This window comes from Aliinostoc sp. HNIBRCY26 (genome assembly GCF_050235535.1).
Lineage (GTDB): Bacteria > Cyanobacteriota > Cyanobacteriia > Cyanobacteriales > Nostocaceae > Trichormus.
In genome coordinates, this window is sequence record NZ_CP189852.1 from 2,851,552 (window position 1) to 2,869,175 (window position 17,624).

General features: G+C 41.5%; 21 protein-coding genes. 16 read left to right on the forward strand and 5 right to left on the reverse strand.

What is annotated here, in order from left to right; genetic code table 11:
• Nucleotides 1-420: 420 nt before the first annotated feature.
• The 3 genes from ACQFX9_RS12110 (at nucleotide 421) to ACQFX9_RS12120 (ending at nucleotide 2,886) form a co-directional block, all read left to right on the forward strand.
• Entirely contained in the window at nucleotides 421-1,389 is a 969-nt protein-coding gene (locus ACQFX9_RS12110; protein ID WP_427162233.1) for a TIGR04222 domain-containing membrane protein, read from the forward strand.
• Nucleotides 1,390-1,513: 124 nt separating this feature from the next.
• Nucleotides 1,514-2,347 carry a DUF692 domain-containing protein gene (locus tag ACQFX9_RS12115; protein WP_427162234.1) on the forward strand — a complete coding sequence of 278 codons (834 nt, stop codon included), beginning with the start codon at nucleotides 1,514-1,516 and terminating at the stop codon, nucleotides 2,345-2,347.
• On the forward strand, nucleotides 2,338-2,886 hold the full coding sequence (locus ACQFX9_RS12120; protein WP_427162235.1) for a hypothetical protein: 549 nt from the start codon (nucleotides 2,338-2,340) through the stop codon (nucleotides 2,884-2,886). The genes ACQFX9_RS12115 and ACQFX9_RS12120 overlap by 10 nt, the downstream gene beginning before the upstream one ends.
• Here the strand turns inward: ACQFX9_RS12120 and ACQFX9_RS12125 are convergent.
• Complete coding sequence (locus ACQFX9_RS12125; protein WP_427162236.1) at nucleotides 2,883-4,346, reverse strand: PLP-dependent aminotransferase family protein; 1,464 nt, start codon at nucleotides 4,344-4,346, stop codon at nucleotides 2,883-2,885. The genes ACQFX9_RS12120 and ACQFX9_RS12125 overlap by 4 nt on opposite strands.
• 187 nt (nucleotides 4,347-4,533) lie before the next feature.
• Here ACQFX9_RS12125 and ACQFX9_RS12130 point away from each other — a divergent pair, with 187 nt between their 5' ends.
• From ACQFX9_RS12130 to ACQFX9_RS12150, 5 genes are all read left to right on the forward strand, one after another.
• Nucleotides 4,534-5,205 (forward strand): pyridoxamine 5'-phosphate oxidase family protein, encoded by a 672-nt coding sequence (locus tag ACQFX9_RS12130; protein ID WP_427162237.1) that lies wholly within the window; start codon nucleotides 4,534-4,536, stop codon nucleotides 5,203-5,205.
• 402 nt (nucleotides 5,206-5,607) lie between these two features.
• On the forward strand, nucleotides 5,608-6,699 hold the full coding sequence (gene thrC, locus ACQFX9_RS12135; RefSeq protein ID WP_427162238.1) for a threonine synthase: 1,092 nt from the start codon (nucleotides 5,608-5,610) through the stop codon (nucleotides 6,697-6,699).
• A 596-nt stretch (nucleotides 6,700-7,295) separates the two neighbouring features.
• On the forward strand, nucleotides 7,296-7,562 hold the full coding sequence (locus ACQFX9_RS12140) for a hypothetical protein (protein WP_427162239.1): 267 nt from the start codon (nucleotides 7,296-7,298) through the stop codon (nucleotides 7,560-7,562).
• Between the two features lie 423 nt (nucleotides 7,563-7,985).
• Nucleotides 7,986-8,228 (forward strand): hypothetical protein, encoded by a 243-nt coding sequence (locus tag ACQFX9_RS12145; protein ID WP_427162240.1) that lies wholly within the window; start codon nucleotides 7,986-7,988, stop codon nucleotides 8,226-8,228.
• A gap of 100 nt (nucleotides 8,229-8,328) precedes the next feature.
• Nucleotides 8,329-8,532, forward strand: a complete 204-nt coding sequence (locus ACQFX9_RS12150) for a hypothetical protein (RefSeq protein WP_427162241.1) — start codon at nucleotides 8,329-8,331, stop codon at nucleotides 8,530-8,532.
• Between the two features lie 181 nt (nucleotides 8,533-8,713).
• Here ACQFX9_RS12150 and ACQFX9_RS12155 read toward each other — a convergent pair whose 3' ends face one another.
• The gene (locus tag ACQFX9_RS12155) at nucleotides 8,714-9,190 is read right to left on the reverse strand and encodes a hypothetical protein (protein WP_236140582.1); all 477 of its coding nucleotides are present in this window, start codon (nucleotides 9,188-9,190) and stop codon (nucleotides 8,714-8,716) included.
• Between the two features lie 258 nt (nucleotides 9,191-9,448).
• Here ACQFX9_RS12155 and ACQFX9_RS12160 point away from each other — a divergent pair, with 258 nt between their 5' ends.
• The 4 genes from ACQFX9_RS12160 to ACQFX9_RS12175 all read left to right on the forward strand — a co-directional run bounded on the left by ACQFX9_RS12160 (nucleotide 9,449) and on the right by ACQFX9_RS12175 (nucleotide 13,014).
• The gene (locus ACQFX9_RS12160; protein WP_427162865.1) at nucleotides 9,449-10,351 is read left to right on the forward strand and encodes a YihY/virulence factor BrkB family protein; all 903 of its coding nucleotides are present in this window, start codon (nucleotides 9,449-9,451) and stop codon (nucleotides 10,349-10,351) included.
• A 6-nt stretch (nucleotides 10,352-10,357) separates the two neighbouring features.
• Nucleotides 10,358-10,786 (forward strand): DUF4112 domain-containing protein, encoded by a 429-nt coding sequence (locus tag ACQFX9_RS12165; protein ID WP_427162242.1) that lies wholly within the window; start codon nucleotides 10,358-10,360, stop codon nucleotides 10,784-10,786.
• A 105-nt stretch (nucleotides 10,787-10,891) separates the two neighbouring features.
• Complete coding sequence (locus ACQFX9_RS12170; protein WP_427162243.1) at nucleotides 10,892-11,827, forward strand: alpha/beta fold hydrolase; 936 nt, start codon at nucleotides 10,892-10,894, stop codon at nucleotides 11,825-11,827.
• Nucleotides 11,828-12,033: 206 nt separating this feature from the next.
• Entirely contained in the window at nucleotides 12,034-13,014 is a 981-nt protein-coding gene (locus ACQFX9_RS12175; protein ID WP_427162244.1) for a protochlorophyllide reductase, read from the forward strand.
• Between the two features lie 106 nt (nucleotides 13,015-13,120).
• Here the strand turns inward: ACQFX9_RS12175 and ACQFX9_RS12180 are convergent, their stop codons facing one another.
• Complete coding sequence (locus tag ACQFX9_RS12180; RefSeq protein WP_427162245.1) at nucleotides 13,121-13,345, reverse strand: hypothetical protein; 225 nt, start codon at nucleotides 13,343-13,345, stop codon at nucleotides 13,121-13,123.
• A gap of 255 nt (nucleotides 13,346-13,600) precedes the next feature.
• Here ACQFX9_RS12180 and ACQFX9_RS12185 point away from each other — a divergent pair, with 255 nt between their 5' ends.
• The 4 genes from ACQFX9_RS12185 (at nucleotide 13,601) to lepB (ending at nucleotide 16,096) form a co-directional block, all read left to right on the forward strand.
• Nucleotides 13,601-13,870 carry a hypothetical protein gene (locus ACQFX9_RS12185; protein WP_427162246.1) on the forward strand — a complete coding sequence of 90 codons (270 nt, stop codon included), beginning with the start codon at nucleotides 13,601-13,603 and terminating at the stop codon, nucleotides 13,868-13,870.
• Nucleotides 13,860-14,285, forward strand: a complete 426-nt coding sequence (locus ACQFX9_RS12190; RefSeq protein ID WP_427162247.1) for a type II toxin-antitoxin system VapC family toxin — start codon at nucleotides 13,860-13,862, stop codon at nucleotides 14,283-14,285. Before ACQFX9_RS12185 ends, ACQFX9_RS12190 begins: the two co-directional genes overlap by 11 nt.
• 221 nt (nucleotides 14,286-14,506) lie before the next feature.
• Complete coding sequence (locus ACQFX9_RS12195; RefSeq protein WP_427162249.1) at nucleotides 14,507-15,364, forward strand: sulfurtransferase; 858 nt, start codon at nucleotides 14,507-14,509, stop codon at nucleotides 15,362-15,364.
• Nucleotides 15,365-15,523: 159 nt separating this feature from the next.
• Nucleotides 15,524-16,096: a signal peptidase I gene (lepB, locus tag ACQFX9_RS12200; protein ID WP_427162250.1), complete on the forward strand. Its 573-nt coding sequence runs from the start codon at nucleotides 15,524-15,526 to the stop codon at nucleotides 16,094-16,096.
• Between the two features lie 164 nt (nucleotides 16,097-16,260).
• Here lepB and ACQFX9_RS12205 read toward each other — a convergent pair whose 3' ends face one another.
• On the reverse strand, nucleotides 16,261-16,794 hold the full coding sequence (locus ACQFX9_RS12205; protein WP_427162251.1) for a helix-hairpin-helix domain-containing protein: 534 nt from the start codon (nucleotides 16,792-16,794) through the stop codon (nucleotides 16,261-16,263).
• 117 nt (nucleotides 16,795-16,911) lie between these two features.
• Nucleotides 16,912-17,613: a DnaJ domain-containing protein gene (locus ACQFX9_RS12210; RefSeq protein ID WP_427162252.1), complete on the reverse strand. Its 702-nt coding sequence runs from the start codon at nucleotides 17,611-17,613 to the stop codon at nucleotides 16,912-16,914.
• Nucleotides 17,614-17,624 lie beyond the last annotated feature (11 nt).

Sequence of the window (17,624 nt, forward strand, 5' to 3'; positions counted from 1 at the left end):
AGTCTTTACTCTCTCTGCTTTTCCGTCGCCTTGTCACCCCTTGAGAGCTCGATTAGAAGCCAAAATTGCACTCAGGGCTTTGCTAGAAGAATTTCCACATCTCCAGGTTGACGCGACTCAGCCTCTCAAACCAATTCCCACCCTATTGGTACATGGATTGGAAACTTTGAATGTTTTTTTATAAAAGCTAGAGCATCACTTCAGTAATCAAAAACCTAAACTTTCCAGCCTGCTTCCTTCGCAGGCTTATTATTCAGCCTTTGAAACTCACCGTAATCCCATATCAAAACAGGTGCGATCAGACACTGTGCTATAATGGCGTACAGAGTTGAGAAAACGAGATGTTGTAAAAACGCTGCAAATATTTTGACGTTCATTTTCTCTCATTGACAGTAATTTCCTCGCAAGGAGTATTAAGCAATGGATTCATTGCTGCATAACCCGATTGCAGATATGTATGGGCCTGATTTTCTAGTGCTTTACGGTTCTGTAATTGCCATAACTTTGGTAGTTTGTTGGCGTTTAGTGCAAGATCCCAGCAAAAATCAGCCTTTACCGTTAATTCCTGCCAATCCAGATCCTTACAAAATTGCTTATCTGCGTTCTCAAAATGCCGGAATCGCTCACACAGCATTATTTAATCTGATTTTGCAGGGTTATTTGCAAGTTAGTGAACAGTCAATCAGCCAAACACCAGATCATCCTGATGTGGCTAAATTACAGCCAATAGAAAATGCAGTTTTTCAGAAAATTTCTATCCCCTCAACAGCAACAGCATCTCTGTGGTTAGCAAGTCAAATTGTGCAACCATACAGCCACAATTATGAAGAACAACTGCACAGTGAACAATTATTAACTACTACCAACCATCACCAATGGCGGATTCAAGTCGGCTTAATAGGAGCAATGATGATTTTTAGCCTTGGTGCTTATAAACTCCTGATTGCCTTAGCTAAAGGACGCTATAACGTTGGCTTTCTGATCATAATGGGTGTAGCTTCTATTATCTGGTTAATGTGGCTAGTTAGTCAGCGATCGCTACTCAATGATCGAGGTAAAAAATATCTGCAACAACTACAGGAAACATTCTCACAATTAAAATCCAAAGCCAAATCTAAAACCGCTTCTTTGTCAGAATACAACTTACTTGTCGCACTGTTTGGCGTGGAAGCACTAGCAGGAACAGTTTACAACCCCTATCACGAAATCTTCTTCCCCCCACAATTCCCCAAAACAACTAGCAGATACAGTAGTTCTAGTTCATCTAGTAGTTCATGCAGTAGTGCTTCTGGCTGTGGTGGCGGTAGTTCATGCAGTAGTAGTTCCTGTAGCAGTAGTTCCTGCGGTGGTGGTTGCGGCGGTGGTTGTGGTGGTTGTGGCGGTAGCTAAATTTTACCTTTTACCTTTAACAAAATTTAGGGGTTTAAATCCCCCTTACAACAAGTAATTACGTTAGCGTAGCAGGACGTTAGTCCATTGCGAATTGCGAATTGCGAATTGGTTTAATTCTTCCATGTTCACTCACCTACCATCTTTAGGCGTTGGGTTGGGATTTCGCCAACCGTTCAAAAGTGATTTGTTTCTCAACCGCCAACAGGTAGACTTTCTGGAAATTGTGGCGGAACATTACTTACAAGCATCTTGGCAACAACAGCAGGAGTTAGAATTATTAGCCAGCCATTTTCCCATTATTCCCCACGCGATTAATTTATCTTTAGGGAGTGCGGAAGGTGTAGACACAGATTATCTTCGTCAACTAGCAGCCTTAATTAAACAACTTAACCCGCCTTGGTGGAGTGAGCATATCTGCTTTACTAAAGCAGGTGGGGTTGATATTGGGCATTTATCACCCCTACCCTACACCAAAGAAGCCGTAAAAGTTCTGTGTCGCAATATTGCGGAGGTGCGACGCTGGGTTGATGTGCCGTTAATTTTGGAAAATATTACTTACATGGTGACTCTTCCTGGTGCAGAAATGACCGAAGCCCAATTTTTGGCGGAAGTGGTCGAAAATGCTGATTGTGGCTTGTTATTGGATGTGACCAACTTGTACATTAATGCGGTGAATCATAGCTATGATGTGCAGCAATTTATGCGAGATTTACCTTGGGAACGTGTCGTGCAATTGCATTTTGTGGGTGGACATTGGCATGATGGCATACTAATCGATAGTCATTCCCAAGCTACACCTCCTCAAATATGGGAACTTATTGATGAAGTGGTGGCGCGTGTGGCGGTGAAAGGAATCGTTTTAGAACGGGATGAAAATTTACCGGAATTTGCAGAGTTGACAGCAGAACTGCAACAAGCACGAGAACTTGGGAGGAGACACGGGAGATGGGGTTAGAACAAACCCAGCAACTTTTAGCCCAACTTTACACTAATACAGAAATGCGATCGCGTTTCTTTGCCAATCCTCAAGCCGTTGGTTTAGAAATGGGACTGAGTGACGATGAGGCGCAACAATTGGCGGAACTTTCAGCCGCACAGGTGAATGTGTTTGCTAACTCCTTGAAATGGAAGCGGTTAGGAGAAGTGCGGGAAATGCTACCGCGTACAGCTAAAGCGTTGGGGAAAAATTTCACGACGCTGTTTTGGCGATATGCAGAAACTACGATTCCCCAAGGTGTGAAAAAACATCGCGAAGATGCGATCGCTTTTGCTGACTTTATCATCAATGTCGCCCAAACCGCAGGCATTGGGACAGTGTGGATAGAAGATTTAGTGCGCTATGAACAAACTTGGCTGTTAACTTACGCACAAGATAGATGTTACAAAATTCTGCGCTTGCGTTACGCTGTGCATCAAGACTGTAGTCAGAAAAATGTGCTGGCTATTTGGTGGCGTTTAGGGAGACGTTCACCACTGCGTCATTTTGTGATTTAGTCGGAAATTACCTTAGCTAGTCGCCTAACTCCCTCTTGAATTTGTTGTTCACTGAGTTCCGCATATCCAAAGATAAATTCACTACCAGGACTAGCTGTTAAATATTGTGGATATGCTGCGCCGATACCTACGTTAGCTAATGCAGCCCGTTTGACGATTTCATCATCAGGAATTCTCGTATTGATTTTTACCATCAGGTGCATCCCGGCGTTTTCTCCCATAATTTCCACACTGTCGCCAAAATGCTCCAACAAAGACTGTACTAAAGTTTGTCGGCGTTGGTTGTAGAGCGATCGCATCCGTCTGATGTGCCGTTCTAAATGTCCTTCTGTAATAAAATCAGTCAGGGCGTATTGTTCCAATAGACTACATTGTCTGTCTGCTAACCATTTCGCTCGCGCAAACACATGAACTAAATTTTCTGGTAACACCAAATAACCCAAGCGCAAAGCCGGAAATAGAACTTTAGAAAACGTCCCGACATAAATAATAGAGTTACCTTGATCTAATCCTTGTAACGCTGGTATAGGACGTTCACCATAACGAAATTCGCTATCATAGTCATCTTCAATCATCATCACCCCAGACTTTTGCGCCCAGGCTAATAACTCTAGTCTGCGGGGGAGTGATAAAACCGCCCCTGTAGGAAATTGATGCGACGGTGTGATATACAGAAGTTTAATGTTAGGAATTACACTTGTTTTTAGTTCATCAACTATTAATCCTGATTGATCTACAGCTACGGTAAATAACTTAGCTCCTTGTGCTAAAAAAGCCCGCCTCGCACCGAGATAGCCTGGCTCTTCTACAGCAACCCAATCACCCCGATCAATAAGCAAACGTGTAATTAAGTCAATTCCTTGCTGTGAACCACCTACAATCACGATTTGTTCAGCACTACAATTTACCGCCCTAGAACGCGAAAGATAGGAAGCGATCGCCTCTCGTAATGCTTTGTATCCCAAAGAATAGGAAGTATAATCTAGTACCTCTGGATTAGAGCGACAATAGCGAGAAATTAACTTGCGCCATAAATCTATCGGGAAATGATCAAAAGCTGGTCTGCCATAGCTAAAACTGATTTCTAGTTCTGCTTCTGGGAGACGCAAAAATGCTTTGTCGTTGAGACTTTCACCATAAGCTGATAACTGTATTGGAGAATTTGCTGGTGATGATTTTGACGGTGTTGGTGTAGCGTTGAGTAAATCGTCAGGAAGTTGACGACAAACAAAAGTTCCCGAACCCACAATAGTTTCTAGATAACCTTCACTCAGAAGTAGTTCATAACCTTGAGTGATGGTAGCACGGGAAACACCAAGTAATTGAGCAAGCGATCGCGTTGAAGGCAGCTTTTGTCCAGATATTAATCTTCCCGTAAGAATAACTTGGCGTAGTTCCTCGTAAACTTGGCGATGCAGAGGTAAAGGCGCGTTTGGGTCGATATTAATTGTAAAGTCCATGATGGGGGAGGAGAGGTGGAGGGCAGGGGGCAAGGGAGACAAGGGAGAAAAACTAATGACTAATGACTATTGACTATTGACTATTGACTAATTTTTCCAAGTGGACTGGTTATTTAATGAGAAATTGGCTATTGTGTCATTCCACTGCTCTGAATACTCTAACGATATAGAGTAGAAATTGACAGTTATGTCTCAAAAACAAGCACCTAGCCCCAGAACAACCGTTAAACGTGTACCTCAAAGAGCTAAATATGAATCTGACGTGATTTATCAAATTCTGGATGAAGGATTAGTCTGTCATGTCGGTTTTGTCGCTCAAGGACAACCTGTTGTGATTCCGACAGCCTACGGAAGAGTAGAAGACACATTATATATTCACGGCTCACCTGCTAGCCGGATGTTAAAAACACTCCAACAAGGTCTTGATGTTTGTGTCACAGTGACTTTAATTGATGGACTAATTTTGGCAAGATCGGCGTTTCATCACTCGATGAATTATCGCTCAGTCGTCGTCTTTGGTAAAGCCACACTAGTAGAAGACGCAGAGCAAAAACTAGCCGCCCTCAAAGCATTTACAGAACACGTTATTTTGGGAAGATGGGAAGAAGTGCGATCGCCTAATCGTCAAGAATTAGCGGGAACTGTAGTTTTATCTTTACCTTTAGCCGAAGCCTCAGCCAAGGTTCGCACTGGTGGGCCTTTGGATGATGAAGCTGATTATCAAATCCCTGTATGGGCTGGAGAAATTCCTTTAAAACTGACTGCGGCTACACCCATCAATGATTCTCGATTGGACTCAGATATTGAAATACCCGCCTATGTTAGTCAATACACTAGACCACAAATTAGCGGGGTGTAGGAGTATGAGGGTGTAGGGGTGTAGGGGAAATACTTGACTTAATTTTTGGTAAAACTAGCGGTCTGTCCCATGAGTTTTATTTGGGCTAACATTAATTGCTGATCAGTAGCTGATCAGTATAGGTTTTTAGATCCCCATACCCTTAGACCCCCATACCCCTACACCCCTAGTTAAATAAAATCAAAATTATCTGTAAAATATTCATACAAACAGAGATAATATCTGGAGTAAAAAATCTCAGACATCAAAAAAGCACACTATAGACAAATCTTGTCTGACCGTGCGAATTCTTGGTTTTAGGTTGAAGTCCAATCCCAAATCCAAAATCCAAAATCCAAAATTGACTGGCTGAGTAATTGCCACGATCATCCATAATATAATTTTGAATTAATTTTTAAGCCCGTGACTGTAAGCTTGTCTATTGCTCAAACTCATCGCCAACCCTGGCCCGGACTCATCGAAGCCTATCGAGAGTATTTACCTGTCAGTGACACTACACCGATTGTCACCTTATTAGAAGGTAATACTCCCTTGATTCCCGTGCCAGCGATCGCAGAACGTATCGGTAGACAAGTGCGGGTATTTGTGAAATACGATGGTCTGAACCCCACCGGTAGTTTTAAAGACCGGGGGATGACAATGGCGATTACCAAAGCCAAGGAAGCAGGTGCGAAAGCCGTAATTTGTGCCAGCACCGGTAACACTTCCGCCGCCGCCGCCGCCTACGCACGCCGTGGGGGAATGAAGGCTTTTGTGTTAATTCCTGATGGTTATGTAGCGTTAGGTAAGTTGGCGCAAGCTTTACTCTACGGTGCAGAAGTTTTAGCCATCAAGGGTAACTTTGACCGCGCCCTAGAAATTGTCCGTGATATGGCGGACAATTATCCTATTACCTTGGTGAATTCCGTTAACCCCTACCGTCTCGAAGGTCAAAAAACCGGAGCATTTGAAATTGTCGATGCGTTGGGTGACGCGCCAGACTGGCTATGTATCCCCGTGGGGAATGCCGGGAATATCACAGCATACTGGATGGGTTTTTGTCAATATCACCAAGCCGGGAAATGCGATCGCCTCCCCCGGATGATGGGATTTCAAGCCGCAGGTGCAGCACCGTTAGTAAATGGTCAGCCTGTCACCCATCCCGAAACCATCGCCACAGCCATACGTATCGGTAATCCGGCTAGTTGGGATAAAGCGATCGCAGCCCAATCAGCTAGCCAAGGTCAATTTAAAGCCGTCACCGACGAGGAAATTCTCGACGCATACAGACTTTTAGCCTCATCAGAGGGTATTTTCTGTGAACCTGCTAGTGCGGCTTCCGTCGCTGGGTTGTTACAGGTGAAAGACCAAGTACCCACAGGTGCAACAGTGGTGTGTGTCCTGACTGGTAACGGTTTGAAAGACCCTGACACAGCGATTAAACACAGTCACGCCCAATTTAAGCAGGGGATTGAGGCAGAATTAAGTGATGTCGCTAAGGCGATGGGATTTTAGATTAGGGACTGGGGATTAGGGACTGGGAAGATTCTAGGTAGTGGCGTGTCAAGCCTTAAATGTGACATTAAAAAATCGCGTTTATCCGCGTACCCTGCGGGAAGCAAGCTACATCTGCGTTTAATTGCATCCCAGCATTAACCGTCATTGCGAACAAAGCGAAGCAATCTCAGAGACTTTGGGATTGCTTCGCTTTGTTCGCAATGACATATATTGTGCATGAATTCTCACACCCTAAAAAATTGCACCATGTTCATGGTAATAAAAGCTGCAAACCCTCTCCCCCAAACCCTGCGGACTTAATGTGCTTTCTTATATGCTTAACACCTTATCTACTTAAGAATATGCTTCTCTTAAAAACTTTGCATAATTTCCCCGCACTCTCATAGTATCAGAATCCCCTACACCCAAAGTGCGCTCACAAATTGCCGCAGCTTGGTGATACAGAGACATAAAAGTTTTAGTTTAGTCTCATCATAGTTTGAACTATTAATTACAAGTCAATTCCTCATGATTACAATGTGTAATATGGTGGTAGCAATCAGCTATTCCATATTTTGGAATTTTCAAAATTACCAATCAAAAGGAAATCGCAAATGGAAAAATATAGCAGTCAAATTCAGATTGATGACCTAATTGATAATGCAATAAATAATGCTATTGCCCGTCGTCACGAAAGTTTAGGTTTATCAGATTTATCTAATGAACAAGCAAGAAATATTGCAGGTGGTTTCAATGATTACAGTTCAAAAGATGTTTTCTCAGGAATAAATGGTGGCTCAACTGTTGGAATTATTGCCGTACCAGATACAACAATGCCTACAGGATATAATCCCATACCTATAAGAAATAAGATAGTTTAAGGGCATTTTGCTCGAAGATAATTCGACACAAACAAATCTGAATACTTGTTTTTATCAACCCGATGTTTTTTTGGGTTGATTTTTGTCGTGTTGAGTTTTCAGGTTTGTTACCAAATAGAAAATCAGGACATAAATATTTTATTTTTGAAAAATTTTGAATTTATTTTTTCTGATATGAGGGAATAAATATCATATTTTCAATAAAGTCTAGACAGAAATAAACCTGAAAATCTAATCGGAATTGATATAGAAAATACGAGTGTTATAATATTTGATTTTCTCGAAATTGAGCATCATTATACGTGATTAAAAATAACTCTCTTATGTCACTTTATCATTCTAAGAATGCTTGAAATTCATCTCAAAAATAGACAACATAAAAGTGTGGTGAGTGATTTAGAAATCACTATCTAAAACGCAAATATGGCTAATAAAGGAATATGTTACATCATGATTAACTTCGCAATTGATGAACTGAACCTTGCAAATTCACAAGATGAATTGATGGAAATTTCTGAACAAGAACAAAAACAAATTCTCGGCGGAGATTGCTATTATGCAGGTCAAAGATATTCAACAGGTTCTACAATCCCGCAGGGTAGTCAAGGATACGATAAAACTTGTATGTCAGATGGTACATGGCAGTGGCAGCCATATAAGAAGTAAATAGACAAAGCAGTTTTAACTCTTATGTGGTTTGCTAGTTCACACACTACTTTCGGAACGTCTAAAACACAATCGTGACTGATACAGGAGTACATTTCAAATGATTAACTTCACAAATTTACAAGACGAATTGATTGAGATTTCTGAACATGAGCAAAAACAAATTCTCGGTGGAGACTGTGTATATGCAGGTCAAGCATATTCAACAGGTGCTATCCTTCCGATGGGTAAAGACCAGAAAGACTTCCAATGTCAAGGTGACACTTGGGTACCGTATGATCCGGCTAATACTAATAAGCCATAGCTTTTAGTTGAAAGTTAAAATACACCTTTGGGTTTGTTGACGATATTGAGTATTGTGCATAAAAATCTGTTCTTTTGTGCTTTTCATACTCAATCGTCAACAGGACTTAAGTAGCCGTCATGACGGCTACTTACGCAAGTCTCACAATCAGTAGACCGAAAAGTTCTGCGATCGCCTTTCACTAAACAGACTCCTTAACCACTCCGCCCCCTGTACCGGCGCGTTCTTTAGCTAAACTATCAATGGCATCACCTAAAGCAGTAGTCAGACTCTTACGAGTTTGTTCGTGGTTTTCTTGTTCTGTCTTCAAAGCCTGCTGTAAGCGATCGCGTTCTTGAATTACCGAGACTAGTTTGGTTTTCAAATCTTCTACAGTCCTGATGGCAGCAAGTTCTTGCTGAATTGCTGCCACGTTGATAGCTTTGGGTAAGGTGGTTGTGTCAATTCCTTTGAGTTTTTGAATTTCTGCTTTTAGGGACGCGCTATTTTGACGAAACAAATCCGCATCGGTGCGACGTTGTTCGGCTTCTGTATTATAGAGTTTACGCCACTTCTCCGCACTTTCCCAAGCTGCATCGCGATCGCGCTGTTGTTCTACTAGCTGCTGTTTGAGAGATTCAATTTCAGCCAACCATTGTTGTGTTAAATCTGGATTCATAGCTGGTTATTTCGTATTTAAGTGCAGTTATAAGCTATTCCAGGCAAAATAAAAAATTTTCTTCAGTGATTCTTTTGAAGACATCTTTTCAGAAAACAGGAAGAATACCCATAAGTAACGTTATACTCCTAAGCAATACGGAAGTGTAGGGGTATAGGAGAAGAAAAAGTGTTTCTTCTATAATCATGCAGGCACATAGTCGTGCTAGTCAAAGGCTCTCAAGAAACACAATATTGGCTTTCCCTATTCCCTACAGTTATGCCACAACCTCGTTTTGTCAGATTTTTCCGCCATCTCACTTGGCGGACACTGAAGAAAACCGTTGCTAGAACAATTACTAGAAGACTCTTAGGATTGGCTTCAGAAATCGCCTTTAATGCCATGTTATCTTTGTTTCCGGCAATTCTGGCCATCCTCACCGCCATTGGATTACTTGAAGAATCTTTGCAGGATACTTTTAGACAAATAGCGCAACAACTCAGTCAAGTTGCACCAGATGAAGCTATCACACTAATTCGAGAATTCGCTAACCAAGAAATAGCCCACCCCAAAAATAGAGGATTATTTTCCTTGAGTTTTATCATTGCCCTGTGGACTGCTTCTGGTGCTGTGAGTACCGCCATGACAGCCTTTGATCAAATTCATCAAATACCACTAGAAAAAACTCGTCCCTTTTGGAAAGGGAGAATTATTTCTTTGGGCTTGACAGTAGGCACAATTTTATTGTTAATGTTGGCTTCTTTTTTAGTCTTTCTCAGTGACTTAATTTTGGGGCTGGTTGTCAGTGGTAATTCATCTTTAATTTTCTTATTAAATCTTTGGCAATTATTACGTTGGCCTTTAGCTTTAGGCATTGTGGCTACAGCATTTAGCTTTATCTATCGCTACGGCCCCAGCGTTTGGAATTCAGGTACACCAATTATGCCAGGGGCGATGCTTGCGTCTATATTTTGGGCAATTTTATCGGGTTTATTTCGCCTGTATGTAGCTAATTTCGGCAACTATAACAAAGTTTATGGTGCAGTAGGAACAGTGATTGTCTTAATGCTATGGCTGTGGATGAGTGCAGCTGTTTTATTAATCGGCGATCAATTAAATGTAATTGTCGGTGAAGATATGCGTGCCAAAATGTATCAAACTTCCCTCAAGGATCAACAGTAAGTTGACTTGACTAATAACTATGTCAAAATATTGAACGATTTTATTACCAATGAGCGATCGCCTACTATGCCCCGTGCTTCTTCTGTTGACTATCATACCCAAGCCCCAACTTTAAAGCGTCTCCGTGTTTTGAGTCGGATTTTAGATAGAGTTATTGGTATTCCTGGTACACCCATCGCTGTTGGTTTAGATCCCTTGATTGGGTTTATCCCCGTCGGAGGTGATGTTTTAGGTTTGCTACTGTCTCTCTATATTGTGATTGAAGCCTCAAAATTGGGTATACCTAAAGCAATTCTCAGGAAAATGATCGTAAATATTATTATTGATAGTTTAGTCGGTATGATTCCCTTGCTGGGTGATTTATTTGATTTCGCTTGGACAGCTAATGAATATAATATCCGGCTAATAGAAGAACACTTAAAATTGCCGCGTTAGAAATGTAAGTAAATAATTTATGCTTACTATTGTCTGATTAGTCTACAGCATGGTAGTAATTAGAATTCTATCAACTGCCTGAAAATTTTTTGAGATTAATCATTGATGAAAGATTGGTGGCAAGCGACTTTTCCCCAAGGACGGCAAAGTCTAATTATTAGCGATGTTGACGGGTATCCTGTACAGATTGCCTATGGTGAAAAAGGCACAGGAAAACCGCTTTTTCTCTTACATGGTATGGGAAGCTGGAGCTACAATTGGCGTTATAGTGTAGCGGCTTTATCTAAGTATTTTCGAGTCATTTGTTTTGATGCTAAAGGCTTTGGATTTTCAGATAAGCCTTGGTTACGTCGAGAGAAAAATGGGCATCAAGTAATTGAACTAGCAAGAGTGATTCAAGGATTATGTGATGAACCAGCTATTATTGTGGGAGAATCCATTGGGGCATTAATTTCTTTAGCTTTAGCACAAAGATATCCTCAATTAATTGGCAGGTTAATTGTGATGAATGCGCCGATTTTTGCGGAACGCCTCCCACATTGGGCAATGGAAATCCTCGCCAAAACTCCTTTAGAAGTCTTACAGGCAATTGATCATTTCCGTTTAGCTTATTGGTTCGCGCCACTGGTACGCGAAGTCATGGCCACAGAAAGGCGCAAAGTGCTATTTGATCCCTCAATTCTGACCCCAGAAGATGTCTATTGGATTACTTATCCATTCATTGAACTGCCTGGTACGCTGGTAAAAGTTGCCGAAGAATTACAAATAGCAGCAAAAGAAATTGAAGATTGGCAAGCTAATAAACCCAATCTGCTCACTCAAATTCAAAGTAATTTAGACAAGATCGATTGTCCCACATTAGTTTTATGGGGCGATCGCGATAGTTGGTTTCCCTCCACTCATGGAGAAAGATTACACCAACGCCTACCTAATTCCCAATTGCAAATCATCGATAACTGTTGTCACGATGCCTCAACTGGTGCAGCAAAAGAAGTGAATCAAGCCATTGTGAAATTTCTCCAAGACACGAATTTTTTGTAATCTGTATCAATATGTTGAGCTAACAAAAAAATTAACAACTTATGCAAAGAAATATTAACCTCTAAAACCCTTTTGTTACCTAGATTTTCACCTCTTACCCCTTACTTCCCACCTCCTATCTCCTCAAAACCGCTAGCTGACGGCAAACATGGTATGAGATCATAAAAAAACTAAAATTAATTGCAAGTTAGAGAAGTCCCAAGAGAATGGAAGCACGCAAAACAGTTATTATTACAGGCACATCTTCGGGGGTTGGGTTGTACGCCGCTAAAGCTATGGCCAAAAGAAATTGGCACATAGTCATGGCTTGCCGGGATATTGAAAAAACTCAAAAAGCTGCCCAGTCCGTGGGAATTCCCCAAGATAGCTACACTATCATTCCCGTTGACTTAGCATCTTTAGGCAGTGTGCGTTACTTTGTGCAGAACTTCCGCGCCACCGGCAGAACCCTAGATGCTTTAGTATGCAACGCAGCTATTTATATGCCTCTCATCAAAGAACCACTCCGCAGCCCAGAGGGATATGAATTAACCATGGCCACCAATCATTTAGGCCATTTTCTACTGTGTAACCTGATGTTGGAAGATTTAAAAAAATCATCTTCCCAGCCCAGACTCGTCATTTTAGGAACCGTCACCCATAACCCCAATGAACTCGGTGGCAAAATTCCCCCCCGTCCAGACTTGGGCGATTTGAAAGGTTTTGCTGAAGGTTTCAAAGACCCCATTACAATGGCAGATGGGAAGAAATTTGAACCCGTCAAAGCTTATAAAGATAGCAAAGTCTGCAATATCCTCACAATGCGGGAATTGCATCGGCGATATCATGAATCTACAGGTATTATCTTCAATTCTCTCTATCCTGGATGTGTCGCCACAACAGCACTATTCCGTAACCACTATCCCCTATTCCAAAAACTGTTCCCTATCTTCCAACAACGCATTACAGGCGGTTTCGTATCCGAAGAACTAGCAGGCGAACGGGTAGCAATGGTGACTGCTGATGCTGAATATGCCCAATCTGGTGCGTATTGGAGTTGGGGAAATCGGCAAAAGAAAGACCGCCAATCCTTTGTGCAGCAAGTTTCACCCCAAGCCAGTGATGATGCGATCGCTAGACGGATGTGGGATCTAAGTGAAAACTTAGTAGGACTAACCCCAGTGAGTTCTCCAGCTATTGCTAGATAAAGCGATCGCCTTATGTTAGTTAATTAAATTTGGTTGTGAGAAAAAGCTAGTAGTTGACGATTGAGAAGACATTAAATCTTCTTAATCGTCTTCAATTCAGTTATGGCTAGATATTTTTCACAATTTTGTAGAGTTTTCTCTGTTTAATCCACTGTTTGCAAGCTTCTTGGGCAATTTTGATTTCTTCTTCTCCTAAAGTTTCATCTGGTTCACCAGAAGCCAGAATTCTCGCTACTTTTTGCGCTTTTTTGTATTCCACACCAAACTTAACTAGTTCCGTGTGAAAGATTTTTTCTTTTTCCTCCGTGGGTATTGAGTATTGAGTTTTCATAAATAGCTACACTGAATCAAGAACTTAGAGAAGTCGATTTTCACGTCTAGTGTTACAAATCCTTAATATTGGTAGCCTCTTCCCTGGGATACAAGAGTTGAAATACTTAATTTTCTCTTTATATTCAGGGAAATAATCGACTGAGACTGTCAATTGCTGAGGTTATCAGCATTAATCACCCACATGGCAGCGTCAACAATCGCGGTTTAGCTTGCGTAAATTGATCCCATTTGCCGACATCAACGCATAGGATAGATGTCACAAGTTATTTTTAGAACATACCGACATATGGGAGAAAAATTTATTGCGGCGGTATTTGATGGCAAGGGATTTTATCCGCAAGAGGCGATCGCTTTACCTGTGAATACCCGTGTACGCTTAAGAATAGAAATACTACCAAATAACTCACAAGCAACTGTATCTTTTTTAGCGACGGCGCGATCGCTACAATTGCATAGTCCGCCGGATTTGTCTGCTAACATTGACAAGTATTTATACGTTCAGGAAATTCCCTATGAAACCTGAAGTATTTCTTGATACATCTTTTGCCATTGCCTTAGCTGCACCCCAGGATAATTTACATCAACGAGCTTTACATTTAGCTAGCTTGATAGAAGCAGCAGGTACACGTTTAATTACTACCCAAACAGTCATGCTAGAAATTGGCAATATCTTATGCCAACAACCCTATCGTCATGAGGCGATCATGCTGTTAACTTCTCTGGCCTCTGATCCACAAGTAGAAATTGTGCCTTTATCTCAGGAACTCTATGAAAGAGCTTTCCAACTGTACTGCGAAAGCTCTGAAAAAGAATGGGGATTTGTTGATTGTGTATCTTTTATTGTTATGCAATTCTGTGGAATTACTGAAGCCTTAACTGCCAACGAGCATTTTCAACAGCTAGGCTTTCGTGCCTTGTTAAGAGAAACATCACCGTAATACCAATTCAAAATTCAAAATTCAAAATTCAAAATTAAGAAAATAGGGGTGTGGGGGAAGAAGAAGATATTTCTGCTGTATTTTTCTGGCTTGTCGTTGCGGTAGTTTGAGATTTTCAAGTCCTATTCCCCATTCCCTATTCGTAATTATGTAAATTTCACGCCAACGTGCAAATTCACAGAAGGCGATAATGCCTATTGTGACGATAACAGCATGAAAGCGTGAATATAAATCTCCTCATTTCTCCTCAAGAACTCACGTCTTTGTTAGCAGTAAAATCCCCAAGGACTGTCATTATTGATACGCGCTCTCCAGAAGAATATGCTATTGGCCATATTCCTCAAGCTATCAATATTAGAGATTTCTTTACTTATCTTTTAGATAATTCCTATCCTGCCGGCTTCAAACAATTACAAGAGTATTTTGCCAAAATCATGAGCGAGGTAGGAATATCCGGCAAAGAACATTTAATTGTCTATGAAGATGCCTTCAATAGAGGTTATGGTCAATCTTGTAGAGCTGCTTTTCTATTAAAATATTTGGGTTGTCCCCATGTATCTGTTTTGCATGGAGGATATAGAGCTTGGTTAGCGGCGGAATTACCCACTACAAATGAAGTCCCAGAAGTTGAAAGCAGCATATTTAGATTGCATCCCCAAGCTGAGATGATGGTGACAACAATCGAAATGTTGCAGGCTATCAACAACCCCGCAATTATTAAATTAGACGTGCGCGATCGCGATGAATGGCAAGGTATCAGTTCTTCCCCCTATGGTGTGGATTTCTGCCCCCGCAAAGGCAGAATCCCGAACGCCGTTTGGTTAGAATGGTATCGTCTGATGACCTCTGACTCAGGAATACCGATGTTTCGCCCCGCAGCAGAGATTTTAGAAATTTGCCAATCTCTCGGTATTACTTCTGAGTCTGTTGTGTATATCTATTGTTTTAAAGGTTCTAGGGCAGCTAATGTGCTGTTTGCTTTGCAACAAGCTGGAATTCACGCCAAAAATTACTTTGGTTCTTGGAATGAATGGTCTCGCGATTTCTCGTTACCTATTGACAACAAAATAATCGCGTAAAATTATTCAAATTGGAATTTTGACTTGCCTAATAATATGGGAGATAGCCGTATTATGAATTAGTGCTTGTAGGCTCAGTCAATAAAACAGCTTGCTTACAAACAAAAATTGGGCATGAAGCTCAAGAATTTATACTTGTTCAACTGGCTGAAAAATTCTATGAATTCTCAGGAAAATAATCCGAAAGAAACTACTGCATCGTCCAAAACATGGCGGAATTGGCAGGAAAATTTTACCCTCATCGCGATCGCCTTACTTTTAGCACTATTGATTCGGACTTTTGTGGCTGAACCTCGTTACATACCCTCCGAGTCAATGTTTCCTACTTTATACGAAGGCGATCGCCTAGTGGTGGAAAAAGTCTCTTATCGGTTTCATCCGCCTGCATCTGGGGATATTGTGGTTTTTCAGCCACCAGCAGAATTACAAAAGCGGGGATACCCCAAAGACCAAGCTTTTATTAAACGGGTGATTGGTCTGCCAGGGGAAGTCATCAGTATTGCTAACGGTAAAGTCTACCTCAATGGACAACCATTAGCTGAAGACTACATCGCTGAACCGCCTAATCAACCATTTCCACCAGTAAAAGTCCCCCAAGACCAAATTTTCGTCATGGGAGACAACCGCAACAACAGTAATGATTCTCGTTACTGGGGCTTCTTACCCCAAGAAAATATCATTGGTAGAGCCGTTTTCCGCTTTTGGCCACCAGAACGCGTAGGGGTCATTTAAGTAGAGGCGGGTTGAGAAAGTTATTTGGTGGGGGTAGGGAATGGGGAATGGGGAATGGGATAAATTATGCGTGAATATTAGTTTTCAAGACACTGCTCCCAATTATCTAAAACTTTTGTCTGTTCCCTGTTCCCTGTTCCCTGTTCCCTGTTCCCTGTTAAAGCCTAAAACCTTAAAAAATACATCAATTGCGCGATCGCTTCCCCAGGTATTGTCAATCTGCGTTGAAAATCAGCTAAATTACGGTAAGCTCCAGATTTGAGGCGATTCTGCACAACTGTTTCAGCTAAAGATGTATCCATAAACGGCAGTTGGGCTAACTCTTCTACTGATGCAGTATTGACATTCACTACAGCAGTAGAACTAACTAGAGACTCGTGGTCATAATAACTAAAATTTAATATAGGCTTCAACGGTTCTAGACGTGCAGCAGGCATTCCTAAAGCTGCCGCCACATCTTCAATACAGTAAAATTTTACACCAGAACGGGATAATTCCACAAGCGATCGCGCCTGATGAATTGATAAACCAGGTAAGCGTAACCAATCGTCTACAGTTGCTTGATTAGCATCAATACGGATACCCAATTGAGCCGCTATCTGGATTTCTTCCCCAGACTGTAATCGGTAATACGGGTCATTGAGCAATTTAGCCTTTAACTTGTTTAATCTAGGATTCCAAGGTAGCCATTGGTTCATGTTAGTTATTAGTCATTAGTCATTAGTCATTAGTTATTAATTATTAATACTTCTTCTCCCTTGTCTCCCTTGTCTTCCAATGCCCCATGCCCAATTGCCCAATGCCCAATTTCCCATCTAATCTACCGATGCTTGAGCTTCACAGTGTAATCTTGTGGCAATGCGAAATAGTTCTTGCCCAGTGTGCAGATAACGATCATCATAATTGAGGGGAAAATAAGATAACTCTTCTAAGCCATCTCCCACTTGACTGAGACTGTAGTATAGGTGAGCGGCGGCTCTGGCTAAACTGGGGGGGTTTGGTAGGGAACGAAAAGTTGTTTGGGCTTGTTTCAGATCAGCTTTACAATTTTTTAAATACTCTTGAAATTCATCTAGTAATTCATCATCAAAGGGATCGGCTGCAAGTTCTTCAATTTGCTCTTCTAGGGAGTTAAGAATGCTGCACAGTAAGCGGTTCACTGGATGATATACTACGCGCAGCCATTCTTCTACTTGCTCGTCAACATCTTTACCTGATTTACGTGTGGCTTGATAATGTTTTTGCGCTGATGCTGTGCGCTGCTGGCGACTACCATTTAAGTTTTGAGATTGATCCCGCAGTTGTTGATCATAGTTGAGGCGACTTTGGCTGTCGCCTAAAACTTCGTAAGCTGCGTTAATGCGAATAATCTGCTCTTTATCTGCTGTTTCCTGATTGCTATCAGGATGAAATAACTTCACCAAGCGGCGGTAGGCTTGTTTAATCTCCGCTTGGCTGGCGTTAGAACTCACTTTGAGAGTTTCGTAGTGGTTGGAATCTTGTTTAAACTCGGCCATTCATCCCATTG